Raw genomic sequence first — 23,437 nt, 5'->3', positions numbered from 1 at the left:
ATCCCCGCTGGCTTATGAAACAAATTGGCTACACTCAGGACTCGCCAAATGCATCCATGCATAACGGCCAGCTCGCCTTCCTTGGCTCGCGCTCAGAAGCTTGTTGCCTAGCAACATTCGCCCTGCTCGACCTTCGAGCCTCGACATCCCTGTCTCGGCTACGCCAATTTGCAACAACGCCAGCGGCGGCTCCGAAGGGGGAATTGGTGCAATTCTTTCCACACAGAGTTGTTTTAAGCTGCAGACATACACCTAATTATCAGGCATAGGCGGAACTGTGACCGTCGAAAACAGGGACGTTTTCGTCGAGGCTACAAGGACGTATTCACAACAACGTCCCTGTTTAACGGCCAGCTCACCGTCCCTGGCTCGCGCTCGAAAGCATGTTGCTGCGCAACTCTCGCCATGTCACAGGATCGCCTGTGCATAAGCCTGCGGCAGGCAATGAGTAACATCCGTCGCCGGAAGCTCGGCCAATACTAACTTAGATACTCTTAGCTGGAAGCTATGATAGCCGCTGTGCCAGCGGCCTAAAGTCGTGGAGCAAATGCATCCATGCACAAAGGCCAGTTCGCCATCCCTGGCTTTCGCTCGAAAGCACGTTGTTACGCAACTCTCGCCGCCCCACACCCGAGGAAAGGGGGCTGTATCGACTCGCCCCCTTTCCAAACCCCCAGCGACCCGCGACGCAGCGGAAAACCCCTTGTGCTTATGATGCCAATTCGCTATCGCGCCAGACGCTCAGAGTCACATCCATGTGACTCTTATCCAGCTCAACATCCTGTCTCGCGCTCGTGAGCTCGTCGCTAGGCGACACTCGCCCCTGATTCGACTGTCGCTGCTTCGGCATCCAAATCCTTCCATGGATAAAGGCCAGCTCGCCTTCCTTGGCTCGCGCTCATAAGCACACTCGCCACCGGCGAGCATTCGCCCTCAGCCACGTTATTTGCGCCAACGGCTTTCGGCGACACCGAGGGGGAATAGGTGCAACTCTGTTAGTCCTGAGCAGCTTGAAATATTTGAGCGATTTGCAGACATACGCCTATTTTCCAGGCACAGGATAACTTGTGCGAAAGCGCTCCCCAGGCGTAAAACCGAGGCTTTGCAGAAACACTCATTAGTGGCTTTTATACTGATTAAGATAAATACACCTTTGAAGCCATCTTTGGGCTTGACTTCAAGGACAGTTTCTCTAGTATGTGGACATATAGACGTCCAAACGTCCAGATAGATAGTTGAGGGAATTTTCAATGGCTTTTCATCACGCACAACATGCGCACTCGCTGAACCAGAGCTTGTCTGAGCTCAACGGCGACATCAATGTTTCTTTCGAGTTCTTTCCGCCCTCAACGCCTGAGATGGAAACCTTGTTGTGGAACTCAATTCAACGCCTGGAGCCACTGAATCCCAAGTTTGTTTCTGTCACCTATGGTGCCAACTCAGGGGTGCGGGATCGCACTCACAGCGTGATCGAACGGATCCAGCAGGAAACCGAGCTGGTGGCGGCGCCGCACCTGACGTTGGTGGATGCCAGTGATGAAGAGTTACTGGAGTTGGCACGTCATTACTGGAACAGCGGTATTCGTAACATAGTGGCGCTGCGAGGCGATCTGCCGGAAGGCAGTCCCAAGCCGACACGTTTCGCCTCGGATCTGGTGCGTTTGCTGCGCTCGGTCGCCGACTTTGATATTTCGGTAGCCGCCTATCCAGAGGTGCACCCGGATGCGGCTAATGCCCAAGCCGACCTTATCAACTTGAAACGCAAGATTGAGGCCGGTGCCAGCCGTGCCATCACCCAGTTTTTCTTCGATGTGGAGTCTTATCTCAGGTTCCGCGACCGTTGTGTGGCCGCCGGCATCGATGTGGAAATTGTTCCCGGAATATTGCCTGTGGGCAACTTCAACCAGCTCAAGCGTTTTGCCGCCATGACCAATGTGTCTTTGCCTGGATGGCTGCACCGCCAGTTTGAAGGTTTGGATAACGATCCCGGTACCCGGGCGCTGGTGGGGGCCAACGTGGCCATCGACATGGTCAAGGTACTTTCCCGTGAAGGGGTGAAAGACTTCCACTTCTATACCCTGAACCGTGCCGAGCTCACCTATGCCATCTGCCATACACTGGGAGTACGCCCCGGCAAGTGAAGGCCTTTGATAACGGCTAAGCGGATAAAAACGAAGCCCACTATTTTGGTGGGCTTGTCTTTAGTGTGTTTTTAGTGAAAGGATTAGACCTTGAATTGGCCAATCAGCTGTTTGAGGCGTACCGATAGCTGTGCCAGTTCTTCACCGGCGACGGCTATCTGGGCAGCACTTTCACTGCCCTGAGCCACTCCATCATTGATATTGTTGAGATTGCGATTGATCTCGGCCGAGACGGCGCACTGCTCGTTGGCGGCACTGGCTATCTGGATATTCATCTGGGTGATAGCGGAAACTGCAGCGCGGATCTCATTGAGAGCCGCATCGGCGTTTTGCACTTCGGCGACACACTTATCCATGGTTTGATTACTGCTTTGCATCACACCGACGGCTGACTGCGCCCCTTGTTGCAGGGTTTCAATCATATGCTGAATTTCGGTTGTCGATGCCTGAGTGCGGCTCGCCAGGGTGCGTACTTCATCGGCTACCACGGCAAAACCCCGTCCTTGTTCGCCGGCCCTGGCTGCTTCAATGGCGGCATTGAGTGCCAGTAGGTTGGTCTGATCGGCAATATTGCGGATCACTTCCAACACTGAGTCTATCGCCTGACTGTCCTGCTCGAGTTTGTCGATAGCAGCCGCGGCGCCACGGATCTCTGACTCCAGTCCGGCCATCAGCTCAACCACACTGTTGACCACCTGTTTACCTGAATCTGTGGCGGCATCGGCTTGCTCTGCCGAGTCGGCGGCAACTGTGGCATTTTGGGCGACCTCCTGAACCGTGGCGGCCATCTCGTTCATGGCGGTAGCCACTTGTTCGGTTTCCCTTTGCTGCTGCTCGGCGCTGTGGCGGCTGTCGCTGGTGATGCCGGACATCTCTTCGGCTGAGGTTGCCAGTGAGTCAGTGGCTTGAGTCACCTGCTGAATAGTTTGCTGGATTTTGGCGACAAACAGGTTGAATGCCCGTGCCAGATCGGCAATTTCATCCTTGCTGCTCACTTCGATACGCTTGGTCAGGTCGCCTTCCCCTTGAGCGATATCCTCCATGGCGCTGGTGGTTTGCGCGATAGGGCGGGTGATGCTGCGGGCGATAAAGAAGGCGATAACGGCGCCCGCCAACAGCGCTATGGCACCAATGGCCACCAACTTGAGTTTGATATACCAGAGGCTGGCTTCCGAGTGGCTGCGATCCATGGCGATCGCCAGTACGCCAATGGGGTTATCGGAAAAGTCAGTCACCTGATGCAGGTAGAGGACATGACTATTGCTATTCAAACTTATCAAAGACTTGTCAGCTTTTCCCTGTTGTACTTTCTGCAGCAGCGCCGTGTCTTTGAAAGCCGCGGTTTCAAAGGTTCCGCCAAAACGGCGGTAACCGCTGCTGTCAGGTGTCAGCAGGGCAATTTCGGCCTGATAATTCTGTTTGAAGGCATCAAAGAAAGGTTGACCGAATGACATGCCAAACTCAACCGAACCTGTGTGTTGTCCCTGATAAGTCATTGGAGCCAGGCCGCGGATCCCGAGGCCAGCCACCCCTTTCTCGAGCCCCATTATCGGCTGCTTGCTGTTGTTGGTCTGCACTACGGTTTGGCGAAACCCTGAGAGATCGTCACCGAACTTTTCCGGTTTATGTACCCTGAGGAAGGAGGTGGCCGGTGGCAGATGGAATTGAAACTGCTGCACGGCAAAATCCCGTTTCAACGGGACAAACAGTTGTTGGCTGCGGTTGTTGAGTGAATCCCTGTCGCCGAAGGCGAATTCTTGCTGCATTTCCGGGGTATTGGCCACCACAGTAGCCAACGCCTCAGCCAATTTGCCTGAAGAATCTATTTCAGCAATCGCGGTTTGATACAGCTTATGCAGTTCACGCTGCTCGGCATTATCAATTTGGCTGGAAAATTCCGACAATACCAAGGGCATGATAAAGCTCATCATGGCGATAAGTACGGCGCAGATCCCCAGCACGATTCGAGTGCCGATTTTTAGATGTGAGAACAAGTTAGCCTCCAGGCATGGGGGGATGAAACGAGTGCGGCGGCTTGACGTGGCCTGGTGATCGCCACGACCTTGCGCCGGGCTCATTGTACCTTCCCAGGGTCAAACAAGGTTGAATAATTATAGTGCTACTAGTGTTAAGTAATTGCGACTTATGACAAATTTTTGTCCAGATCCGTTTACTTACTGAACAGATGTGCGAGGCAGATCGGGTTTATTTTCGATCGGCTATTTACTTAGCAGGCTAAATAAGTAAAATGCTTAGCCTGCTAAGTAACCAGTTAATCAAGATGCACAAATATATAGAACAGCTGACAGAGACCTCTCTGGGAGAGCGCTTGGGGCGTTTACACCGTTTATGGCGCATGGTCGCCGACAATGAATTGGCGCCTTTGGGGCTGACCCATCCTCGTTGGACCGTGCTATGGAAGCTGAGACGCATGGGCGACCATATCAGTCAAAAGCAGTTGGCCGAGTCGCTGGAAATTGAATTGCCTTCTTTGATGCGGACCCTGGGTCAGCTGGAGCAGCAGGGGTTGATCACTCGCCACAGCTGCGAGCATGACAAAAGGGCGCGCATCGTTTCCATGACGGCCCAAGGTGAGGAAGTTATTCGCTCCATGGAGGCCAGGATCATCCAGGTACGGGCCAAGTTGTTGGCGGGCATAGATCCGGATGAGCTGGCTCATTTTGAAGCTGTGATCACCAGGATTTGCGATAACGCCCAACATCAGCTGCAGCAAGAGCAAGCGAAATGAGAGAGACTTTATGACGCCAGATCAACAATTTGCCAGACTCGTTAAATTTTCCATGGTGGGCTTTGTGCTGGTCTTTGCCTATTTCATGTTGGCGGATCTGGAGATGCCGCTGACGCCACAGGCGATGGCGACCCGCACTGTGGTCAAGGTAGCGCCCCAAGTGAGTGGCCCGGTGCAATCTGTGGCTGTAGCCAACAATCAACATGTAGAGGCCGGGCAGTTACTCTTCGCCATAGATCCGGCTCCTTTTGAGCTCGCGCTGGAGCAGGCCAAATTGGCGCTGGAGCAGGCGGTGCAGGATAACGCCGAGCTGGATGCAGCCATAGAGGCCGCCGCCGCAGATGTCAGCGCCAATGAGGCCATGTTGCAACAGAAACAACGTGAGGCCAGGCGCCTGGATGCCCTCTATGCCAGCAATGGTGTGTCACGCCAGCTTAAGGATCAGGCCGATACTGATGCCAGCTCGGCGTTAGCCAAGTTGGCAGCCTCCAAGGCACAACTGGCTAAACTCAAGGTTTCCCGGGGAACAGCCGGGACAGAGAACCTCAAGTTGCGCCAGGCCCGCAGCCGTTTGGCTCAGGCAGAATTGGATCTGAGTTACACCAAGGTGCTGGCAGAACACGAAGGCATAGTCACCAACCTACAACTGGCCAGTGGCAGCATGGCCAACAAGGGCCAACCCGTATTGGCTCTGGTGTCGGAGCAGATGGATATCATTGCCGATTTTCGCGAGAAAACCCTCAGGGGAGTTGAGTCGGGCACTGAAGCCTGGGTGGCGTTCGATGCCGAGCCAGGCAGACTCTACCCTGCCAGAGTCAGCAGCCGCGATGCCGGTGTCAGCGCTGGACAATTCGATGCCAACGGCATGCTGGCGACGCCGACCGAGTCAGATCGTTGGGTGCGGGACGCTCAGCGTCTGCGACTGCACTTTGAACTCCAGAGTGAAGAATACCCCAGGTTGGCGGCCGGTTCCCGAGCCACCGTACAACTGCTGCCGGACAATAGTTTCTATCGTTTCATGGCCAAGCTGCAGATCAAGGCAGTCAGCCTGCTGCACTACATCTATTGAGGTGGCCGATGATCCTGCGTCACCACCCCTTGACTCAGAATGAGCTGCGCCAGTGCCTGCGCATCGCCACCGGCGCCAGCCTCGGCTTTCTGATCTGTAAGCTGATGAATTGGAATTACGGGGTGTTTTATACTGTCATCCCCATGTTGTTGCTGGGACTGGTGCCAGTGATGAACGGCCATGCGGCGCGCCAGTTACTGGCCGCGGCTGTTGTCTGTGGGGTTGAGGTGGGCATCATAGGCGGTTTGTTTGGCAGTCATCCGGCACTGATGACCTTGATTGTCTTTGTGCTGTTTCTGTATCGCTTTGCCTGTATGTCCCGTGGCGCCCTGTTTCTGTTTGGTGCCAATGGAGTGATCAGCCTCAGCATTATGCTGCATTTTGCCAGCTATCCTGATACCGACCTTAACGACCTCATCTTCGGTAACTTTTGGGCCAGTGTGCTGTCTGTGCTGATAGCTTATTTGATGACAGTGCTGATCCCGGATGTTGAACCTCGCAATGCTTATGTCCCCGGGCCCAAACAGCCCCACAGAATGCGCCATGAAGCGCTGATGGGGGCCAGCGTTGCAACCCTGTCGTTTCTGATATTCCAGGCCTTTGATCTGCGCGACTCCATGTCGGCGCAGGCTACTACACTGCTGTTGCTGTTTCCCATGCATTGGAACGGTGCCCTCGACTATGCCCGCAAACGGGCTATGGGTACTGTGCTCGGGGTGGTATACGGGATGGCGGTGCAACTCTTGCTGTATGACTGGTCCGGTGTGCTTTTGTTGGTCGTACCTATGCTCTGGTTCGGTACTTTGTTGTTTGCCCAGGCCCATGTCAAAGAGGCCAGTGGCTCGGCGGTGGGCTTTGGTGCCATGACCACTCTGGGAATATTGTTCGGCCAATATCTGACTCCGGGCAATGATCTGATCTTCAGTGCCCTGTATCGGGTGAGTAGCATTCTGGTGGCCATAGTCGGTACCTTGTTGGCCTGTTATCTATTACATCATTTTCTCAATAGCTTTGAGACGACCCGCTTTGGAGAGTAATGACTTCTAAACGAGAATCGTTATCCAATACATTGTTAGAAAAGGGTTTTTTATAAAACTCAAATCGTAAGCAAATATTTCAAAGCCGAAGATTTATTTGAGCTGCAAACCTTATGACATCTGGATTATGGCCGTTTTCGCTGCTTTTTTGATATTTATCGCAAACTTCTCATATATGTGATTTGGATCTATGCTATAGCACTTACTCATTTTGGGGGATAACAGATGAAATCAATCACGCTCGCCGCAGGTGGTCTGTTGCTGTTGGCTCAGTCCATAGGGACAGCCATGGCAGCAGAGCCGGCTATGCCACCGCAGGCCGCGCTTTGTGGCAGTTGCCACGGCCCTCAGGGACAGGGCGTAGAGCCGTTGGGCCCAAGACTCGCTGGACTTTCCAGCCAATACATTCAACAACAAATCAAGCTGTTTCAGGCTGGAACCCGCCAAAACGCTACCATGACGCCCATGGCCATGACCCTGCAAGGGGATGAGGTTATCGGCCAGGTGGCGGATTACTTCGCGGCCCAGAGCGTCGCTGAAGTCAAACCCCAGCTCAGAGGTGAGCAGGTGGTATTTGCTGATCCGACCGAAAAACTGGTGTACCAGGGCGACTGGACCCGGAACCTACCCGCTTGTGTGACTTGTCATGGCCCTTCCGGCCTGGGTGGTGGCACTTTCCCCAGGCTTGCCGGTCAGCAAGCCAGTTATATCAAGACTCAACTGCAAGCCTGGCAGGATGGCAGCCGTAAAGGCGATGTCGATGGCATGATGGAGCATGTTGCCAAACAGCTCAACAGCGCCGAAATCGATGCTATTGCCAGCTATTTTGCCAATCTCAAGTAAGGACGCAGCATGAAAAAATCTACTCTGTTTATCATGGGTGCTGTGGCCGCAATGACAGCTCAGGCCCAGGCCGAGAATCTGCCCGATCGCCAGGCGCAACTGCCATCATCACCTAAGGTACAAGGGCAGGAATATCTGATCCCCAGACCGCTGGATGCGATTCCGGCCGGTGCCTTTGGTGATAAGGTGCGCAAGGGCTATCAGCTGTTTGTCAATACTCAGCAACTGCGCGACAAATACGTCGGCAATGAGCTGAACTGCGTCAATTGCCATATGGATGCCGGCCGTAAGCCCAATGCTTCTCCTATCTGGGGCGCTTATTTCGCTTATCCTGCCTATCGGAAGAAGAACGATAAGGTCAACAGCTTCGAAGAGCGTATTCAGGGCTGTTTTACCTATTCAATGAATGGCAAGGCGCCAGAGAGCGGCAGCCCTGAGTTGGTGGCCCTGTCTGCCTATGCCTATTGGCTTGGGGTAGGTGGCTTGATGGATCAATACGGTGTCAAAGGCGAAGTGCCTGAACTGGCCGATGCCGAGCTTATCAAGGGCGGCAAACGGGAAGACTTCCCCATCCCTGAAGCCATTAAGCAGCAGTTGACGGTAGATCAACGCGCCAATCTGCCGGGCCGGGGTTATCCTTCAATACCCAAACCTGAGTTGGCTTATGATCCGGCCCGCGGTGAGCAGGTTTATCAGGCCCATTGTCAGGCGTGTCATGGCGCCGATGGTCAGGGGCAAGCGATAGCCGGTGTGTATGCCTTGCCACCGCTTTGGGGACCGCAGAGTTTTAACTGGGGCGCCGGAATGCATAGGGTCAACACGGCTGCCTTCTTTATCCACGAGAATATGCCACTGGGCAAGAGTATGCAGCTGACCACTCAACAAGCTTGGGATGTAGCCGCTTATATCAACTCCCATGAACGTCCTCAGGATCCCCGCTTCAAAGGAAAGCTCGAGGAAACCCAAGGCAAGTATCACAAGCATGCCGGTTACTACGGTAAAGAGGTAAAGGGTACCTTGCTGGGCAAAGAGGCTTATCCCATCTTCCCCAAGAAGTCGTAAGGCAAGAGCCTTAATCTATTCGGCGCGCCATAGCAGGCGCGCTTTTTTTATTTGGTAGTACAGGGTTGGGAACTTGACTCTGTGGTTTTGGCCCGGGGGAGGTAATTGACTGACTGAAGCCATTAAAAAGTAAAAGGCCGGTCTCAGGGGAGGACCGGCCTTGGATACTGATGGGCTCAAACGGAGATGAGCCTAAGCATCACGCTCTGCTCGGATGATCAGAGGTTATTTTCCAGGTACTGGCGGATAGCTGTGTCGTTGAAGACACAGGCGTGGTTGCCGCCGAAACCGACTTCGAGAGCGAAAACGCCATCGCCGATACGCATATTCTTGGCTTCTTCGGCATTGTCGTTGATGTTCTTGATATGCAGAGTCTTGATCTGCGCAACAATCTCTTCCTTGGCGTCCTGGTCGTTGGCGAGTTCTCTGAACGCGGATTTGACACGATCCAGTGCATAGGTGGGCACGTACATGATCTCTTTGGCGCTGTCGAAGCTGTCCCAGTCAAAGGTTACGTCCAGGTCGGCATCCAGAATGCTCTTCATGTCCTGTTTGAACTCAACCACATGCTGCTCTTCGATAGAGCGCTTCCATTGTTTTTCTTGTAAACCCATTATTTCCTTCTCTATAAGTTGAGGAGAGCGCGTACTGGCTACTCAAGCAACCGATTTACGCCCCCAAATCATATCCCTTGGTTTGTTTCCAAGGAGGTAAACCGGGGCCAGTCTACCTATTTTGTGGCATGGGATCCATAGGGTTATAACCGAAAAATGCTTCCTTAAAAATAAATTAAAAACTCAGCTAATCAATGAGATTGGTTGTTTCTGTCCGGTGACAGGTTCTTTGTTCGCGATCAGAAACACTCGTTGGCAACTCTCTAGCGCTGATGACAAATCCTCGCTGTGATAGGGGCGGAAAGTCCCTGGGTTACTATGCTTAGCGTTATACTGAGGCGGTGGTCGCTGCGCCTTATCACCGACTTCTGGGGTTGAAATTCGGCATTGGCTTGAGCAGGGGGCGCAGCAGATGTGGGTCGCAGTTTGCTCCATTATGATGGGGAGTCTTGGCTATTGGCTGCAGCAATATCGGGGGAAATGCTTACTCTTTGTCAGGGTGATTACTTTCTTTGGCTTGGCAGTTCAGCTTCTGTCTATTGGCAAGCAGTGTACCTTGGGGCAAGATGAAATAGGCCGTATGCCGTTTTACTGTGAAAGCCCAGATTACAGATCTGCCTGCTGTGTTGTGCTTCTTACAAAGGACTATGACCATTTGCTGCGAACCACGCCTTGCATCCAGGCCCATAAGCCGACGCAGAGCACACATGAGACTTGTTCGCACCTTCCCTAATTAAGCTTGCCCGTTCAATCAGGATTACAAGGATTGTCATGACTCAGACTCACTATATTGCCCGTTGCCATTGTGGCGGGGTTCAGTTGGCGCTCACTTTTCCCGAAGGAGTGAACAATGTTCGCCGTTGTGATTGCTCCATGTGTCGCCGCCGTGGTGCGCCGGTAGCCTCTGTATCCTTGGCTAATCTCAAGCTGGTGAGTGGCGCAGAGCTCACCAGCTGTTATCAGTTCAATACCCATACCGCGAAACATTATTTCTGTAGTCGCTGCGGTATCTATACTCATCATCAAAGGCGCTCGAATCCACAGGAGTATGGCGTTAATCTGGGGTGCATTGACGAGTTGGATCCCTTTGCTTTCAAGGATGCTCCCGTGATGGATGGCATCAATCATCCTGCTGACAGGGAGGCTTCATGACCGAAAAGTCCGCCGCTCGTTGTCCTGTATGCCAACAAGCCAACCAATGCGCCATGGCGGCCGGTACCGATCCTGCGCTTTGCTGGTGCATGAAGGCCGACTTCAGTTACCTGGAACTGGCGCTGCGGGATATTCCCAAGCACAGTTGTATCTGCCGACACTGCTTAATCAATATAAAGAAAAATGCCGCTCACCATGAGTGAGCGGCATTTTTACCGAGTCTATTTAATCCGCAGGATCAGCTGCGGTCATCACGACGACGGGGCTTACGATCCGGACGGCGTTCGCCTGAGTGCTTGCGAGGGCGACGAGCTGGACGCTGTTCACCTTCGAAGCTCTGGCTACCGGCTTCACGGATATTGATAGGCTTGCCGCATACCCGAACTTTCTTCAGGTGCGCCAGTACGTCTTTAGGCATACCGGCAGGCAGATCGACTGTAGTCAGAGAGTCAAACAGTTGGATCTGGCCTATGTAACGGCTGTCTATGCTGGCTTCGTTGGCGATGGCACCTACGATATTGCCCACACCCACGCCGTGCTCACGACCCACATCCAGCACGTAACGGCACATCTGCAGATCCGGGTTATCCTTCAGGGATTCGGCCTTGCCGAGATCGCCGGGAACCGGACGAGAGTCGCGACGACGCGAACCGCGATCTTCCCGTGAACCACGATCGTCGCGTGAGCTGCGCTCATCACGGCTGTCACGCTGACGCTCCTGGATCGGAGGCAACTGCAGCGGACGCTCTTGCTGTACCTGTTGCAGCAGTGCGGCCGCCAGAATATCTGTGTCCACTTCCAACTGCTGACACAGCTGAGCCACAGCGCCTTTCATAAAGTCCAGCTCTTCGTTGGCTATGGTGGCAGCAACCTGTTCGCCAAGGCGAGACAGACGGCGCTCAGCCACAGTTTCAGGGCTTGGCACCTTCATCGGGGAAATACGACTGTTGGTGGCACGCTCAATGGTGCGCAGCATGCGCATCTCTCTGTGGGTCACAAACAGAATCGCCATCCCGGTACGACCGGCGCGGCCGGTACGACCGATACGGTGTACATAGGCTTCGGTATCGTAAGGGATGTCATAGTTGACCACGTGACCGATACGCTCAACGTCCAGACCACGGGCGGCAACGTCGGTGGCAATCAAAATGTCCAGCTTACCGGACTTGAGTTGATCCACGGCGCGCTCACGGGCCTGTTGGTTCATATCACCGTGCAGTGGTGATGAGGCGTAACCGCGGGCTTCCAGCTTCTCGGCCAGTTCCACACAAGAGTTACGGGTACGCACAAAAATGATGATACCTTCGGTGTTTTCCACTTCGAGCACACGTACCAAGGCTTCCAGCTTGTTGTGCTGGGACACCTGTACAAAGCGTTGCTCGATGGAGTCTACCGTGGTGTGGCTGGCGGCAATGCTGATGGTGGCAGGGTTGTTCAGGTGCTTGTTGGCAACCCGCTTGATCTGCTCAGGCATAGTGGCAGAGAACAGTGCCAGCTGACGCTCGGCCGGAGTATGATCCAAGATCCACTCGATATCGTCGATAAAGCCCATTTTCAGCATTTCATCGGCTTCATCAAGCACCAGAGCCTTGAGGCTGTCGAGCTTGAGGGTGCCACGGCGCATATGGTCCATGACCCGGCCTGGTGTACCAACGACTACCTGAGGGCCGCGACGCAGCGCCTGCAGTTGTTGGTGCATGCTTTGACCGCCATAGATAGGCAGTACATGGAAACCTTTCATGAATTTGGCATAGCTGGAGAAAGCTTCAGCTACCTGTACCGCCAGTTCGCGGGTTGGTGCCAGCACCAGAATTTGCGGTGCGTTGAGGTTATGATCTGTTGCATTAAGCAGAGGCAGAGCGAAGGCACCGGTTTTACCTGTACCTGTCTGTGCCTGGCCGAGAATATCTTGGCCCGCCATCAGGGGGGCGATACTCGCGGCTTGAATTGGGGTCGGGTTCTCGTAGCCGAGCTCATCTAGAGCACGCAGCAACGCCTCGGAGAGGCCGAGTTCTCGGAAAGTTTTTTCACTGGATGACATGGGTTGTAGCCTTGTGGACGCGTCTGGATGACGCAGAAAGTTTCACAGACAGAAAATCAACCCCGTGTCGATTTCCCGCACCGAAAACGCCAGATTATAACAGCGAAATCTGCTATTTTCCACGATTAAAGGTATTTTTATGGCAAATTTAAAGCAAATAGTAGGCCAACTATCGGTTTTGTAACTGTTCCGATGGCAGTCGCAGCAGCAGATCGGCTGCTTCGGCCACGGCGCCGATAAAAGGATAATCCAGTCTGTCGGGCGTGTCATCACGGGTATGGTACTGGGCGTGGGCAGGGACACCGAAGTAGAGCCAGGGAAGCCCCGCCCGGTGGAAAGGGTAATGATCCGAGGCCCTGAGCCAATCACTGCGCTGAACGCTGCGACCAATAGGGCGCGGATGACTGGGGCGAATGCACAGCCCTGTGCCCGCCATCAGATAGTCGCTGAAGTCATCATAGTGGCGGAAATAGCGGCTGCCTTCGAGGTAGATGGCATAAGGAAGCCCGGGCCTGCCTATCATATCCAGATTGACCGCCAGCGAGATGTGCTCGGCAAAACCGCTTTGCTGTAATGCGCTCACCAAGGCCTTGCTGCCATAGAGTCCCGGCTCTTCGGCGTCACTGGCAATAAACAGCAGGTTGTAGCGACCGGGCGCTTGTTTGACTCTTTGGGCGATGGCCAGTAAGGCTGCCACACCAGAGGCGTTGTCGTCGGCCCCCGGATAAAAGCCCGGGCCGCGATCGCCCAGATGATCATAGTGGGCAATCAGCAGGCGCCACTCAGTGGTCGGCCGGGCTGCCGGTAGCCAGCCCAGCAGGTTGATGCCCCGAGCGTCGGCAAAGCCATCGACATAGTTGAATGAGTGTTGAAAGCCGCTCAGAGTCTCGGCCAGGGGCGGAAATATCGAAGAGAGCGGCTGCAGGCCGATTTGTTCAAAGCGCTCTGTGAGATACTCGCGGCTGAGCGCAGCACCTTGGGTGCCGCTGCGCCGACCTTGCAGTCTGGGCGAGGCAAGTACTTCGACATCCTGTTGCAGCTGCTTTGTCTCGGCCCAGTTCAGTTGAATCTCAGCGCCGCAGCGTTCTGGCGAACTGCTGCAACCGGCAGCAAGCATCGGCAATATCAATAGGAGTGCCCACAGCGGCGGGTGAATAGAGAGTGCCCACAGCGGCGGGCGAATAGAGAGTGCCCACAGCGGCGGGTGAATAGAGAGTGTCATCGGCATCCTGCCTCCGGCAAGGGTAATCAACTCAAGCTATGTTGCAGTTTATACCATTCCCCGAGACAGGTTTGCCTGCTTATTTCGCGGCTTGTGCCACGCCGCCCTGATAGCTAGGCGGTAGGGTATTGCCGCCGTGGCTGGCCGAAGGCGTATCTGCCTTTGTTCTGCCCTTGAGCTTGAATACCTCAATACCCGACACCAAATGACGCTTGGCGCCTATGGTGACCAGCGTCGCCGGGGGCAGAGCACTGGGTTCCACAAGCGCCGTGCGGCCATCGGGCAGGGCGACTGTGGTGCCGTCCGGGCCGGAATGCACCACTTCACCCAAATAGCGTTTGCAGTTGCCTACCAAGGGGTCAAAAGCCGCCAGCAATAAACCCGCCATAAAGATAACCAGGGCCAATAACAGTAGTCTGTTGCCTGTCACAGTCACCTCACAGCATAGGCTTCAGGAAGCGGGCGGTATGGGACTCTGGATGCTCGGCCACCTGCTCCGGGGTGCCGGCCACCAGAATGGTGCCGCCACCCGAGCCACCTTCCGGCCCCAGATCCACTATCCAGTCGGCTGTTTTTATCACATCCAGATTGTGTTCAATCACCACTATGGTGTTGCCCTGGGACTTGAGTCTGTGCAGTACATCCAGCAGCAGCTGGATATCGGCAAAGTGCAGCCCTGTGGTGGGTTCATCCAGAATATAGAGGGTCTTGCCGGTATCCCGCTTCGACAGCTCTTTAGCCAGTTTGACCCGCTGAGCCTCGCCGCCGGAAAGGGTAGTGGCGCTCTGGCCCAAACGTATATAAGACAGACCGACATCCATCAGGGTTTGCAGTTTACGGGCAATGGCCGGCACCGCATCGAAGAACACACGGGCTTCCTCGACCGTCATCTGCAGCACTTCGTGAATGTTCTTGCCCTTGTACTTCACTTCCAGCGTTTCACGGTTGTAGCGCTTGCCTTTACAGACATCGCAAGGCACGTACACATCCGGCAGGAAGTGCATTTCTACTTTAATAAGGCCGTCACCCTGACAGGCCTCACAGCGGCCGCCCTTGACGTTGAAGGAGAAACGCCCCGGCTGATAGCCGCGGGTACGGGATTCCTGAGTCGCCGAAAACAGCTCGCGGATCGGGGTAAATATGCCGGTATAGGTGGCCGGGTTGGAGCGCGGCGTGCGGCCTATGGGGCTTTGATCTATATCTACCACCTTGTCGCACAGTTCCATGCCCTCGATACGCTCATAAGGCGCCGGCTCTTCGGCGGTGGCGCCGTTGAGCATGCGATGGGCAATCTTGAAGAAGGTGTCGTTGATCAGGGTGGACTTACCCGAGCCGGATACCCCGGTGACACAGGTCAGCAGCCCGACCGGGATCTCCAGATCTACCTGTTTGAGGTTGTTGCCGCTGGCACCGAATAGCTTGATCATCTTGCCGGGATCGCAGGGCACCCGACCTCCGGCTACGGTGATCTTTTTCTTGCCGGACATATATTGGCCGGTGACAGAGGCTTCACAGGCCATGATGGCGTTGATGTCACCGTCACAGATCACTTCACCGCCATGAACCCCGGCGCCGGGGCCGATATCGATAATATGATCCGCCATGCGGATGGCATCTTCATCGTGTTCGACCACAATCACAGTGTTGCCCAAGTCCCGCAGGTGAGTGAGGGTGTTGAGCAGGCGCTCGTTGTCGCGCTGATGCAAACCAATCGAAGGCTCATCGAGTACATACATCACCCCGACCAGACCGGCGCCGATTTGGCTGGCCAGGCGGATCCGCTGCGCCTCGCCACCTGAGAGGGTTTCTGCCGAACGAGATAAACTCAGGTAGTTTAGGCCGACATTGACCAAAAAGCCCAGGCGATCGCCCACTTCCTTGAGGATCTTCTCGGCTATCTGCGCCTTTTGCCCCTCAAAGCTCAGGGTGGCGAAGTAGTCGCTGGCCTCACCAATGGACCAGGTGGTCAATTCCGGCAGGTTGATATTGCCGATAAACACGTTGCGGGCCTCTTCGCGCAGGCGTGAGCCGCCACAACTGGAACAGGCCTGGTTGCTGATGTACTTGGCCAGCTCTTCACGCACCGAGTTGGACTCTGTCTCTCGGTAGCGTCTGTCCATGTTGTTGAGGATCCCCTCGAACGGATGGTTGCGAACCACTACATCGCCGCGATCGTTGATATAACGGAAGGCGACATTCTCTTTGCCTGAGCCGTAGAGCACTATTTGCTTCACCTTGGCGGGGAGGTCGCCAAAGGGAGTTTCCACATCGAAGCCGTAATGCTCGGCCAGTGAGGTGAGCATCTGGAAATAGTAGAAGTTGCGTCTGTCCCAGCCACGAATGGCACCGCCCGCCAACGACAGCTCATCGTTGGTGATCACCCGATCGGGATCGAAAAACTGCTGTACCCCGAGGCCGTCACAGGTCGGGCAGGCACCCGCGGGGTTGTTGAAGGAAAACAGCCTGGGTTCCAACTCGGCCATGGAGTAACCACAGTGAGGGCAGGCGAAGTTGGCGGAGAACAGCAACTCTTCATTGCTGCCTTCCTCCATGCTGGCCACAGTGGCCACGCCGCCGGACAGCTCCAGTGCGGTTTCGAAAGATTCCGCCAGCCGCTGCTGCAGATCCTCGCGCACCTTGAAGCGGTCAACCACCACATCGATATTGTGTTTTACATGCAGATCCAGCGCCGGTGGGTCGGAAAGATCGCACACCTCGCCATCGATACGGGCGCGAATATAGCCCTGGGCCGCCAGGTTCTCCAGTAATTTGACATGCTCACCCTTGCGGCCCTGCACTACGGGAGCCAACAGCATCAGGCGCTCGCCTTCGGGGCGTTCCAGCACCTTGTCTACCATCTGGCTGACGGTTTGTGCCGCCAGCGGCTGGCCGTGAACCGGACAACGGGGCTCGCCCACGCGGGCAAACAACAATCTGAGATAGTCGTAGATTTCGGTAATGGTTCCCACGGTAGAACGAGGGTTGTGGGAAGTGGACTTTTGTTCAATCGATATTGCCGGGCTCAGGCCTTCGATATGATCCACATCCGGTTTTTCCATCAGACTCAAAAATTGGCGGGCATAGGCCGATAGGGATTCCACATAGCGCCGCTGACCTTCGGCGTAGAGGGTATCGAAGGCGAGAGAAGATTTGCCCGAGCCAGATAAGCCTGTAATAACAATGAGTTTGTCTCGGGGAATGGTCAGATTGATGTTCTTGAGATTGTGGGTTCTGGCACCGCGGATGTCTATCTTGTCCATCAGTCTCTACTTTGGCTAATCACTGGAGAAAAAGAGCACAAGTATCACATATTTTGCCTTGTGCCGATAGCGGCGACGCATTTGTGCTACTGACACCATACTGTCAGTAGCAAGCCCTCAGCCGAGGGCTGAGGGCGACTTGGGTTTTTCTCTTTGAGCTGTTCAAAACCTTCGTGGTAACATGCGCTCCCTTAAAAAATTCTTAATCCAGGGCAAAAACTATGGCCAACGGTGGACTTTCCGGCACTGAAAGAAAAGTCGCGTTCTCATTAGCCAGTGTGTTTGGGCTGCGCATGATGGGCTTGTTTATGATCATGCCTGTCTTCGCGCTCTATGGACAAGATCTCAAAGGCTTCTCACCTCTGTGGGTGGGTATTGCTATCGGCGCCTATGGTCTGACTCAAGCGATACTGCAGATCCCCATGGGGATACTGTCAGACAGAATTGGCCGCAAACCGGTGATCCTCGGCGGCCTGTTGGTGTTTGCTCTTGGCAGTGTTTTGGCTGCTATGTCCGACAGCATCTACGGCGTTGTCGCCGGCCGCGCCTTGCAGGGCATGGGCGCCATTGCCGCTGCCGTGCTGGCATTGGCGGCGGATCTTACCCGGGATGAACAACGCACCAAGGTGATGGCCATCATAGGTATGTGCATAGGTTTCTCCTTTGCCTTATCGCTGTTGGTGGGGCCTGTGGTGGCGCAGCATCTTGGGCTATCGGGCTTGTTTGCCCTGACGGCGGGCCTGGCGTTGCTGGGAATGCTGATAGTGCAGTTGTTGGTGCCAAACCCTGTGGCTCATGCGCCCAAGGGCGATACCATGGCGGAACCGGGCAAGCTGAAAAATATGCTTAAAGATCCACAGCTATTTCGCCTCGATGCCGGTATTTTTATTCTGCATTTGGTGCTGACGGCGGTATTCGTGGCATTGCCGCTGGACTTGGTCGATGCCGGTCTTGTTAAAGAAAAGCACTGGATGCTGTACTTCCCGGCCTTTGTCGGCGCCTTCTTTTTGATGGTGCCGCTGATCATCATTGGCGTGAAGCGCAATAATACCAAGGGGATGTTTCAGTTTGCTTTGGTGATCATGCTGGCATCTTTGCTGGCGATGGCGCTGTTTTCCCATAGTCTTTGGGTGTTGGCGGTCGCCATAGTGGCCTTTTTTACCGGTTTTAATTACTTGGAAGCCTCGCTGCCCAGCCTGATCGCCAAGTTTTGTCCCGTGGGGGCCAAAGGTTCGGCCATGGGGGTGTATTCTACCAGTCAGTTTCTCGGCGCCTTCTGTGGCGGTTTGCTCGGTGGTGGCGCCTATCAAATCATGGGCGCTGCCGGAGTGTTTAGTGTGGCAGTGGTGCTGCTGATTATCTGGCTGGCATTGACCCTGGGAATGAAAAATCCTGTGCTGCTCAAGAGTTACACTCTAGAGGCTCAAGTGAGTGGTCGAGAGCAGGCGCAGAAGATGGCCGCTGAGCTTTCTCAATTGCCGGGGGTTGCCGAGGCCATAGTGGTTTTGGAAGAAAAAGTCGCTTACCTCAAGGTGAACGATCAATTCGATTTAAGACGAGCCAGAGCTGTGTTAGGCTCTGTCAATTAAGCTAAGTTTAAGTGAAAATCGCAGGAGATTTCGATGGCCAGTCGTGGTGTTAATAAGGTAATTCTGGTGGGCAATCTGGGGCAGGACCCAGAGGTGCGCTACATGCCAAACGGCAACGCCGTAGCGAATATCACAGTGGCCACCAGTGAGTCATGGAAAGACCAGCAGGGCCAACAGCAAGAGCGCACCGAGTGGCACAGGGTTGTCATGTTCGGCAAGCTGGCTGAAATTGCCGGTGAGTACCTGCGCAAAGGCTCGCAAGTGTATCTGGAAGGCAAGCTGCAGACCCGCAAGTGGAAAGATCAGAGCGGTCAGGATAAGTACACCACTGAAGTGGTTGTCGATATGGGCGGTACTATGCAGATGCTGGGTGGCCGTAACCAAAATCAAGGTGGTATGAGCCAGGGCGGCAACCAGGGCGGTATGAACCAAGGTGGTATGAACCAAAACCAAGGTGGTTACGGCGGTGGTCAGGCACAGTCTCAGTCCCAATACAATGCGCCACAGCAGTCCGGCGGCTATCAGCCCAAGCCTGCTCAGCAGCCACAGCAGCCACAGCAGCAGTACAACGCGCCGCAGCAGCAAAGTTATGGTCAGCAGCAGAACTCAGGTTATGCGCCCAAGCCACAGCAGCCTGCGCCACAACAGGCGGCTCCACAGCAGCGTCCGGCACCACAGCCTCAGCCACAACAGCAGAACTACACGCCGGATCTGGATGACGGCTGGGATGATGATATCCCATTCTGAGGTCTATTGGAGATAGGCACTTGTGCTTATATACCAGAAAAAGCCACTGCAACTGCAGTGGCTTTTTGCTTGGCGCCTCTCGAGCTATAGTCGCGGCTCTTTTGGTGGTAATAGCTTGAAGCTCGAAAGCGGGCCATTGCTTGTTTGGCTCCGTCTCCTTGAACCTGACCAGGCCTTTAGCAATATTATCGGCGTCATGGACGCTTAACTGAGATGCTTTCCTGATTAGGTACAGATGCGCTTTTGGTCTCAAGTCAGTGCCCGCTATGCCTGATTCGCCAATAGCGGCAGGATATTTTTGGTAAAAATTGACAATCTTTACATTTGTGAGTGGCTTATCTGTCGTTTAGTGTTTGATGGTTTTTTAGGCGGTGGGTCAATTTGACTTGATGACGGTTATTCTGCTCCCTCGGTTTGCTACTGCAGATAGTGTAAAGGTGTTACTGATGTAATACTTTGTTTTATCTGTTATATTCGTTCATTCAGTTATTTCCCCTTGTCTTAGTTGTCGGCTTTTTTAGCACTATCCTTTTCTTTTTCCCGTCGATTGAACCTCAGTTAATGGCTATTCATCCTGCCTTTTTCGTTAATGGGACAAAATTTACCTATATATTTGGACAAAATGTCTTTTGGTGTATTTTTTGTTCGTTTTGGCTTTATAAACTATTTTAAGTCTATTTGTTGGGTTTTAGTTCTGTATCTATATCATTTTATGGTTCAAGATGTCATAGCTATCTCTTTGTGATCCTGGTCTCGTGTCATTATTTGTTATCCTGAGTGTCTTTAAGGATAATCCTACATGAAGTGTGGTCTTTAATTTTACTGCACTCGGTAGGTCGCCGCCGAAAGGGGTGACCCCCATCAAAACTCATAACGACAAGAGTGTGAGGACGCTATGAACAGACGTCAGTTTTTCAAACTGTGCGCTGCCGGGGCGGCAACTTCAGCCATATCTGCGCTGGGGTTGTTGTCCGAGAAGGCTTATGCCGCAGTTCGGGAATTCAAACTACTCAGAGCTAAAGAGACCCGCAACAACTGCCCGTATTGCTCGGTGGGTTGTGGCTTGCTTATGTATAGCCAAGGCAGCGGTGGCAAAAACTCTGAACATGCCATTTTTCATATTGAAGGTGATGCCGATCATCCGGTAAACCGTGGGGCGCTCTGCCCTAAAGGCGCAGGCCTGGTGGACTATGTTAACAGTCCGCACCGTCTGCAGTACCCTGAGTATCGCGCTCCGGGTAGCAATGAATGGAAGCGTATCAGTTGGGGCGAAGCTTACAAGCGTATTGCCCGTTTGATGAAAGACGATCGTGATGCCAACCTGATTGAGAAGAACGCCGATGGCGTAACAGTCAACCGTTGGTTGACTACAGGGATGATGACCTCATCCGGTATGGCGAACGAGAGTGGTTTTGCGACTCAAAAGTTTGCTCGTTCTCTTGGCTTAGTCGCCATCGATACCATTGCACGTAACTGACACTCCCCAACGGTAGCAAGTCTTGCTCCAACATTTGGGCGCGGTGCCATGACCAACCACTGGATCGACATCAAGAACTCTAATGTAGTGATCATTATGGGCGGTAATGCTGCAGAAGCGCACCCTGTCGGTTTCGGCTGGGTCACGGAAGCTATGCAACATAACAATGCCAAATTGATTGTGGTTGACCCTCGTTTCAACCGTAGTGCTGCTTTGGCCGATCACTATGCTCCTATCCGCTCAGGCACAGACATTGCGTTCTTGCTGGGTGTGATCCGCTATCTGATCTCCACCAACCAGATCAACTTCGACTATGTGAAGGCCTATACCAACGCCAGCTATCTGGTGCGGGAAGACTTTGAATTCCACGAAGGTCTGTTCTCAGGTTTTGATGAAGAGAAGGGCGACTACGATAAAGAATCCTGGTTCTATCAACTCGACGAAAACGGCTATGCCAAGGTGGATGAATCCCTTGAGCACCCTCGTTGTGTGTGGAACCTGCTGAAACAGCACGTAGAACGTTACGACTTTGCCACTGTCAGCAACATCACAGGGACACCGGTAGACGACTACCAAGTGGTCTGTGAGGCGATTGGCAGCACTTACACCAAAGACAGGGCGGCGACCTTTATGTATGCCCTGGGCTGGACTCACCACAGTAAGGGTGCGCAGAACATTCGTACCATGGCGATGGTGCAGTTGCTGTTGGGTAACATTGGCCAGTTGGGTGGCGGGGTTAACGCCTTGCGTGGTCACGCCAACGTTCAGGGTTCTACCGATATGGGTCTGCTGTGTCAGAGCCTACCGGGCTACCTTAAGCTACCCAATGATAAAGACGTCAATCTGCAGACTTATCTGGATCACTATACGCCTAAGCCGTTGCGTCCGGGTCAGACCAACTATTGGCAAAACTATCCCAAGTTCTTTATCTCGCAAATGAAGGGCTTCTGGGGCAAGCATGCCACAGCTGAAAACGACTTTGGTTATGACTGGTTGCCTAAGTGGGATCAGATGTATGACTTTGGCCGCTATCTTGACATGATGTATCGCGGTCAGATCAACGGTTGTATTGTGCAGGGGGTTAACGCGATTAACTCTATGCCTAACCGCAACAAGAACCTCAAGGCGTTGAGCAAGCTCAAGTATTTGATTGTACTTGATAACTTGGCATCTGAAACCGCGACCTTCTGGCAACATGAGCCGGATTACAACGAAGTTGATACCGCCAGTATCCAAACGGAAGTGTTCCGTCTGCCCACAACCTGTTTTGCTGAGGAAGAAGGTTCCATCGTCAACTCGGGTCGCTGGATGCAGTGGCACTACAAGGGTGCCAATGCTCCCGGCGAATCCATGCCCGACTCTGAGATTGTGGCCGGCATTTTGCTGGAGATGAAAAAGCTGTATCGCGAAGAGGGCGGTAAACTGCCTGAGCCTGTGGAAGCGGTCAAGTGGGACTATGCCGATCCGCATAACCCAAGCTCGGTGGAGCTGACCAAAGAGTTGAACGGATACGATGTTAACACCGGCCGTCAACTGAGCAGCTTTAGTGAACTCAAGGACGATGGCAGCACCGCCTGTGCCTGTTGGATCTATGCCGGTTCCTGGACCGAGCAAGGCAACCAGATGGCACGCCGTGACAACCATGATCCATCCGGCAAGGGGATAACCCCGGGATGGGCATTTGCTTGGCCTGCCAACCGCCGGGTGCTCTACAACCGCGCCTCTTGTGATGTCAACGGTAAGCCTTGGGATCCAAAACGCACCATAGTCGAGTGGAAGGATGGCAAGTGGGAAGGCATAGACGTGCCTGACTTCAACGCCAAGCTCAATCCACAGGACAGCGCGCACCCATTCATCATGCAGGCAGAAGGTGTGGGCCGTTTGTTCGCCCTGAAGCTGCTGAAAGAAGGGCCGTTCCCTGAGCACTATGAGCCGGTGGAATCACCAATCGGGACCAACCCATTGCATCCTAAAGTGGTGCACAGCCCAGTGCTGCGTTGGTTTGAGGGTGTGAAAGAAACCATAGGCACCAAAGAGGAGTTCCCTTACGCCTGTACCACATACTCGCTCACTGAACACTTTAACTTCTGGACGACTCACTGCCGTTTGGCGGCGATCTCCATGCCAGAGACCTTTGTGGAAATGAACGAGCAGTTGGCAGCAGAAAAAGGCATCAAGAATGGTGATTTGGTGAAGGTGAGCTCCAAGCGTGGCCACATCTTTACCAAGGCTCTGGTGACCAAGCGTTTGCAGCCACTGCAAGTCAATGGTCAAACGGTACACACCCTGGGTATTCCACGTCACGGTAGTCATAACGCCCTCACCAAGAAGGCATATACCTGTAACGTGCTGACCACAGAGATGGGTGATGCCAACACGGGTGTTCCTGAGTACAAAGCGTTCCTGGTGAACGTTGAGAAGGCGGAGGTCTGAT

18 protein-coding genes are annotated in these 23,437 nt (G+C 53.9%); 11 read left to right on the top strand and 7 right to left on the bottom strand.

Going from position 1 to position 23,437, the window contains the following annotated elements; all coding sequences use genetic code 11:
* Positions 1-709 precede the first annotated feature (709 nt).
* Positions 710-850: a hypothetical protein gene (locus ACMHXH_RS16870; RefSeq protein WP_160289558.1), complete on the bottom strand. Its 141-nt coding sequence runs from the start codon at positions 848-850 to the stop codon at positions 710-712.
* Positions 851-1,250: 400 nt separating this feature from the next.
* Here ACMHXH_RS16870 and metF point away from each other — a divergent pair, with 400 nt between their 5' ends.
* Positions 1,251-2,141, top strand: coding sequence for a methylenetetrahydrofolate reductase (gene metF / locus ACMHXH_RS16865; protein WP_025887953.1), 891 nt, complete (start codon positions 1,251-1,253; stop codon positions 2,139-2,141).
* An 83-nt stretch (positions 2,142-2,224) separates the two neighbouring features.
* Here the strand turns inward: metF and ACMHXH_RS16860 are convergent, their stop codons facing one another.
* Entirely contained in the window at positions 2,225-4,072 is a 1,848-nt protein-coding gene (locus tag ACMHXH_RS16860; protein WP_335911796.1) for a methyl-accepting chemotaxis protein, read from the bottom strand.
* 350 nt (positions 4,073-4,422) lie between these two features.
* Here ACMHXH_RS16860 and slyA point away from each other — a divergent pair, with 350 nt between their 5' ends.
* From slyA to ACMHXH_RS16835, 5 genes are all read left to right on the top strand, one after another.
* Positions 4,423-4,890, top strand: a complete 468-nt coding sequence (gene slyA / locus ACMHXH_RS16855) for a transcriptional regulator SlyA (RefSeq protein WP_039033579.1) — start codon at positions 4,423-4,425, stop codon at positions 4,888-4,890.
* 10 nt (positions 4,891-4,900) lie between these two features.
* Positions 4,901-5,959, top strand: coding sequence for an HlyD family secretion protein (locus ACMHXH_RS16850; RefSeq protein WP_039033534.1), 1,059 nt, complete (start codon positions 4,901-4,903; stop codon positions 5,957-5,959).
* 8 nt (positions 5,960-5,967) lie between these two features.
* Positions 5,968-6,996, top strand: coding sequence for a DUF2955 domain-containing protein (locus ACMHXH_RS16845; protein ID WP_039033533.1), 1,029 nt, complete (start codon positions 5,968-5,970; stop codon positions 6,994-6,996).
* A gap of 288 nt (positions 6,997-7,284) precedes the next feature.
* Complete coding sequence (locus ACMHXH_RS16840; RefSeq protein WP_233962780.1) at positions 7,285-7,839, top strand: c-type cytochrome; 555 nt, start codon at positions 7,285-7,287, stop codon at positions 7,837-7,839.
* Positions 7,840-7,848: 9 nt separating this feature from the next.
* Positions 7,849-8,901, top strand: a complete 1,053-nt coding sequence (locus ACMHXH_RS16835; protein WP_039033531.1) for a c-type cytochrome — start codon at positions 7,849-7,851, stop codon at positions 8,899-8,901.
* 218 nt (positions 8,902-9,119) lie between these two features.
* Here the strand turns inward: ACMHXH_RS16835 and ACMHXH_RS16830 are convergent, their stop codons facing one another.
* On the bottom strand, positions 9,120-9,515 hold the full coding sequence (locus ACMHXH_RS16830; RefSeq protein ID WP_071477189.1) for a hypothetical protein: 396 nt from the start codon (positions 9,513-9,515) through the stop codon (positions 9,120-9,122).
* Between the two features lie 771 nt (positions 9,516-10,286).
* Here ACMHXH_RS16830 and ACMHXH_RS16825 point away from each other — a divergent pair.
* Both ACMHXH_RS16825 and ACMHXH_RS16820 read left to right on the top strand, forming a co-directional pair.
* Positions 10,287-10,667 (top strand): GFA family protein, encoded by a 381-nt coding sequence (locus tag ACMHXH_RS16825; protein ID WP_039033528.1) that lies wholly within the window; start codon positions 10,287-10,289, stop codon positions 10,665-10,667.
* A complete protein-coding gene (locus ACMHXH_RS16820) occupies positions 10,664-10,870 on the top strand; it encodes a cysteine-rich CWC family protein (RefSeq protein WP_039033527.1) in 207 nt (68 codons plus the stop codon). The genes ACMHXH_RS16825 and ACMHXH_RS16820 overlap by 4 nt, the downstream gene beginning before the upstream one ends.
* A 35-nt stretch (positions 10,871-10,905) precedes the next feature.
* Here ACMHXH_RS16820 and ACMHXH_RS16815 read toward each other — a convergent pair whose 3' ends face one another.
* The 4 genes from ACMHXH_RS16815 to uvrA form a co-directional block, all read right to left on the bottom strand.
* Complete coding sequence (locus ACMHXH_RS16815) at positions 10,906-12,708, bottom strand: DEAD/DEAH box helicase (RefSeq protein WP_144361835.1); 1,803 nt, start codon at positions 12,706-12,708, stop codon at positions 10,906-10,908.
* Between the two features lie 169 nt (positions 12,709-12,877).
* Positions 12,878-13,936: a M28 family peptidase gene (locus ACMHXH_RS16810; protein WP_335911750.1), complete on the bottom strand. Its 1,059-nt coding sequence runs from the start codon at positions 13,934-13,936 to the stop codon at positions 12,878-12,880.
* A 73-nt stretch (positions 13,937-14,009) separates the two neighbouring features.
* Positions 14,010-14,360 carry a hypothetical protein gene (locus ACMHXH_RS16805; RefSeq protein ID WP_144361834.1) on the bottom strand — a complete coding sequence of 117 codons (351 nt, stop codon included), beginning with the start codon at positions 14,358-14,360 and terminating at the stop codon, positions 14,010-14,012.
* Positions 14,361-14,367: 7 nt separating this feature from the next.
* The gene (gene uvrA / locus ACMHXH_RS16800; protein WP_039033525.1) at positions 14,368-17,190 is read right to left on the bottom strand and encodes an excinuclease ABC subunit UvrA; all 2,823 of its coding nucleotides are present in this window, start codon (positions 17,188-17,190) and stop codon (positions 14,368-14,370) included.
* 221 nt (positions 17,191-17,411) lie between these two features.
* On the opposite strand from uvrA, the gene ACMHXH_RS16795 reads away from it, so the two are divergent.
* The 3 genes from ACMHXH_RS16795 to fdnG all read left to right on the top strand — a co-directional run bounded on the left by ACMHXH_RS16795 (position 17,412) and on the right by fdnG (position 23,436).
* On the top strand, positions 17,412-18,779 hold the full coding sequence (locus ACMHXH_RS16795; protein ID WP_039033524.1) for an MFS transporter: 1,368 nt from the start codon (positions 17,412-17,414) through the stop codon (positions 18,777-18,779).
* A gap of 33 nt (positions 18,780-18,812) precedes the next feature.
* Complete coding sequence (gene ssb, locus ACMHXH_RS16790; protein ID WP_039033523.1) at positions 18,813-19,526, top strand: single-stranded DNA-binding protein; 714 nt, start codon at positions 18,813-18,815, stop codon at positions 19,524-19,526.
* A gap of 895 nt (positions 19,527-20,421) precedes the next feature.
* On the top strand, positions 20,422-23,436 hold the full coding sequence (gene fdnG, locus ACMHXH_RS16785; RefSeq protein ID WP_144361832.1) for a formate dehydrogenase-N subunit alpha: 3,015 nt from the start codon (positions 20,422-20,424) through the stop codon (positions 23,434-23,436).
* Position 23,437: the final 1 nt, after the last annotated feature.

The organism is Shewanella sp. BJSY2023SW001, from assembly GCF_047314685.1.
GTDB classification, from domain to species: Bacteria; Pseudomonadota; Gammaproteobacteria; order Enterobacterales; family Shewanellaceae; genus Shewanella; species Shewanella indica.
This window is presented reverse-complemented; position numbering and strand designations above follow the sequence as displayed.

What these genes read in the sequence shown, in the direction of transcription:
- uvrA (WP_039033525.1), bottom strand. Translation starts at nt 17,190, where the DNA reads ATGGACAAGATAGACATCCGCGGTGCCAGAACCCACAATCTCAAGAAC.
- ACMHXH_RS16870 (WP_160289558.1), bottom strand. Translation starts at nt 850, where the DNA reads ATGCCGAAGCAGCGACAGTCGAATCAGGGGCGAGTGTCGCCTAGCGAC.
- ACMHXH_RS16850 (WP_039033534.1), top strand. Translation starts at nt 4,901, where the DNA reads ATGACGCCAGATCAACAATTTGCCAGACTCGTTAAATTTTCCATGGTG.
- ACMHXH_RS16840 (WP_233962780.1), top strand. Translation starts at nt 7,285, where the DNA reads ATGGCAGCAGAGCCGGCTATGCCACCGCAGGCCGCGCTTTGTGGCAGT.
- ACMHXH_RS16795 (WP_039033524.1), top strand. Translation starts at nt 17,412, where the DNA reads ATGGCCAACGGTGGACTTTCCGGCACTGAAAGAAAAGTCGCGTTCTCA.
- ACMHXH_RS16825 (WP_039033528.1), top strand. Translation starts at nt 10,287, where the DNA reads ATGACTCAGACTCACTATATTGCCCGTTGCCATTGTGGCGGGGTTCAG.
- ACMHXH_RS16810 (WP_335911750.1), bottom strand. Translation starts at nt 13,936, where the DNA reads ATGCCGATGACACTCTCTATTCACCCGCCGCTGTGGGCACTCTCTATT.
- ACMHXH_RS16820 (WP_039033527.1), top strand. Translation starts at nt 10,664, where the DNA reads ATGACCGAAAAGTCCGCCGCTCGTTGTCCTGTATGCCAACAAGCCAAC.
- metF (WP_025887953.1), top strand. Translation starts at nt 1,251, where the DNA reads ATGGCTTTTCATCACGCACAACATGCGCACTCGCTGAACCAGAGCTTG.
- ACMHXH_RS16845 (WP_039033533.1), top strand. Translation starts at nt 5,968, where the DNA reads ATGATCCTGCGTCACCACCCCTTGACTCAGAATGAGCTGCGCCAGTGC.
- ACMHXH_RS16830 (WP_071477189.1), bottom strand. Translation starts at nt 9,515, where the DNA reads ATGGGTTTACAAGAAAAACAATGGAAGCGCTCTATCGAAGAGCAGCAT.
- ACMHXH_RS16815 (WP_144361835.1), bottom strand. Translation starts at nt 12,708, where the DNA reads ATGTCATCCAGTGAAAAAACTTTCCGAGAACTCGGCCTCTCCGAGGCG.
- ACMHXH_RS16860 (WP_335911796.1), bottom strand. Translation starts at nt 4,072, where the DNA reads ATGATGAGCTTTATCATGCCCTTGGTATTGTCGGAATTTTCCAGCCAA.
- ssb (WP_039033523.1), top strand. Translation starts at nt 18,813, where the DNA reads ATGGCCAGTCGTGGTGTTAATAAGGTAATTCTGGTGGGCAATCTGGGG.
- ACMHXH_RS16835 (WP_039033531.1), top strand. Translation starts at nt 7,849, where the DNA reads ATGAAAAAATCTACTCTGTTTATCATGGGTGCTGTGGCCGCAATGACA.
- slyA (WP_039033579.1), top strand. Translation starts at nt 4,423, where the DNA reads ATGCACAAATATATAGAACAGCTGACAGAGACCTCTCTGGGAGAGCGC.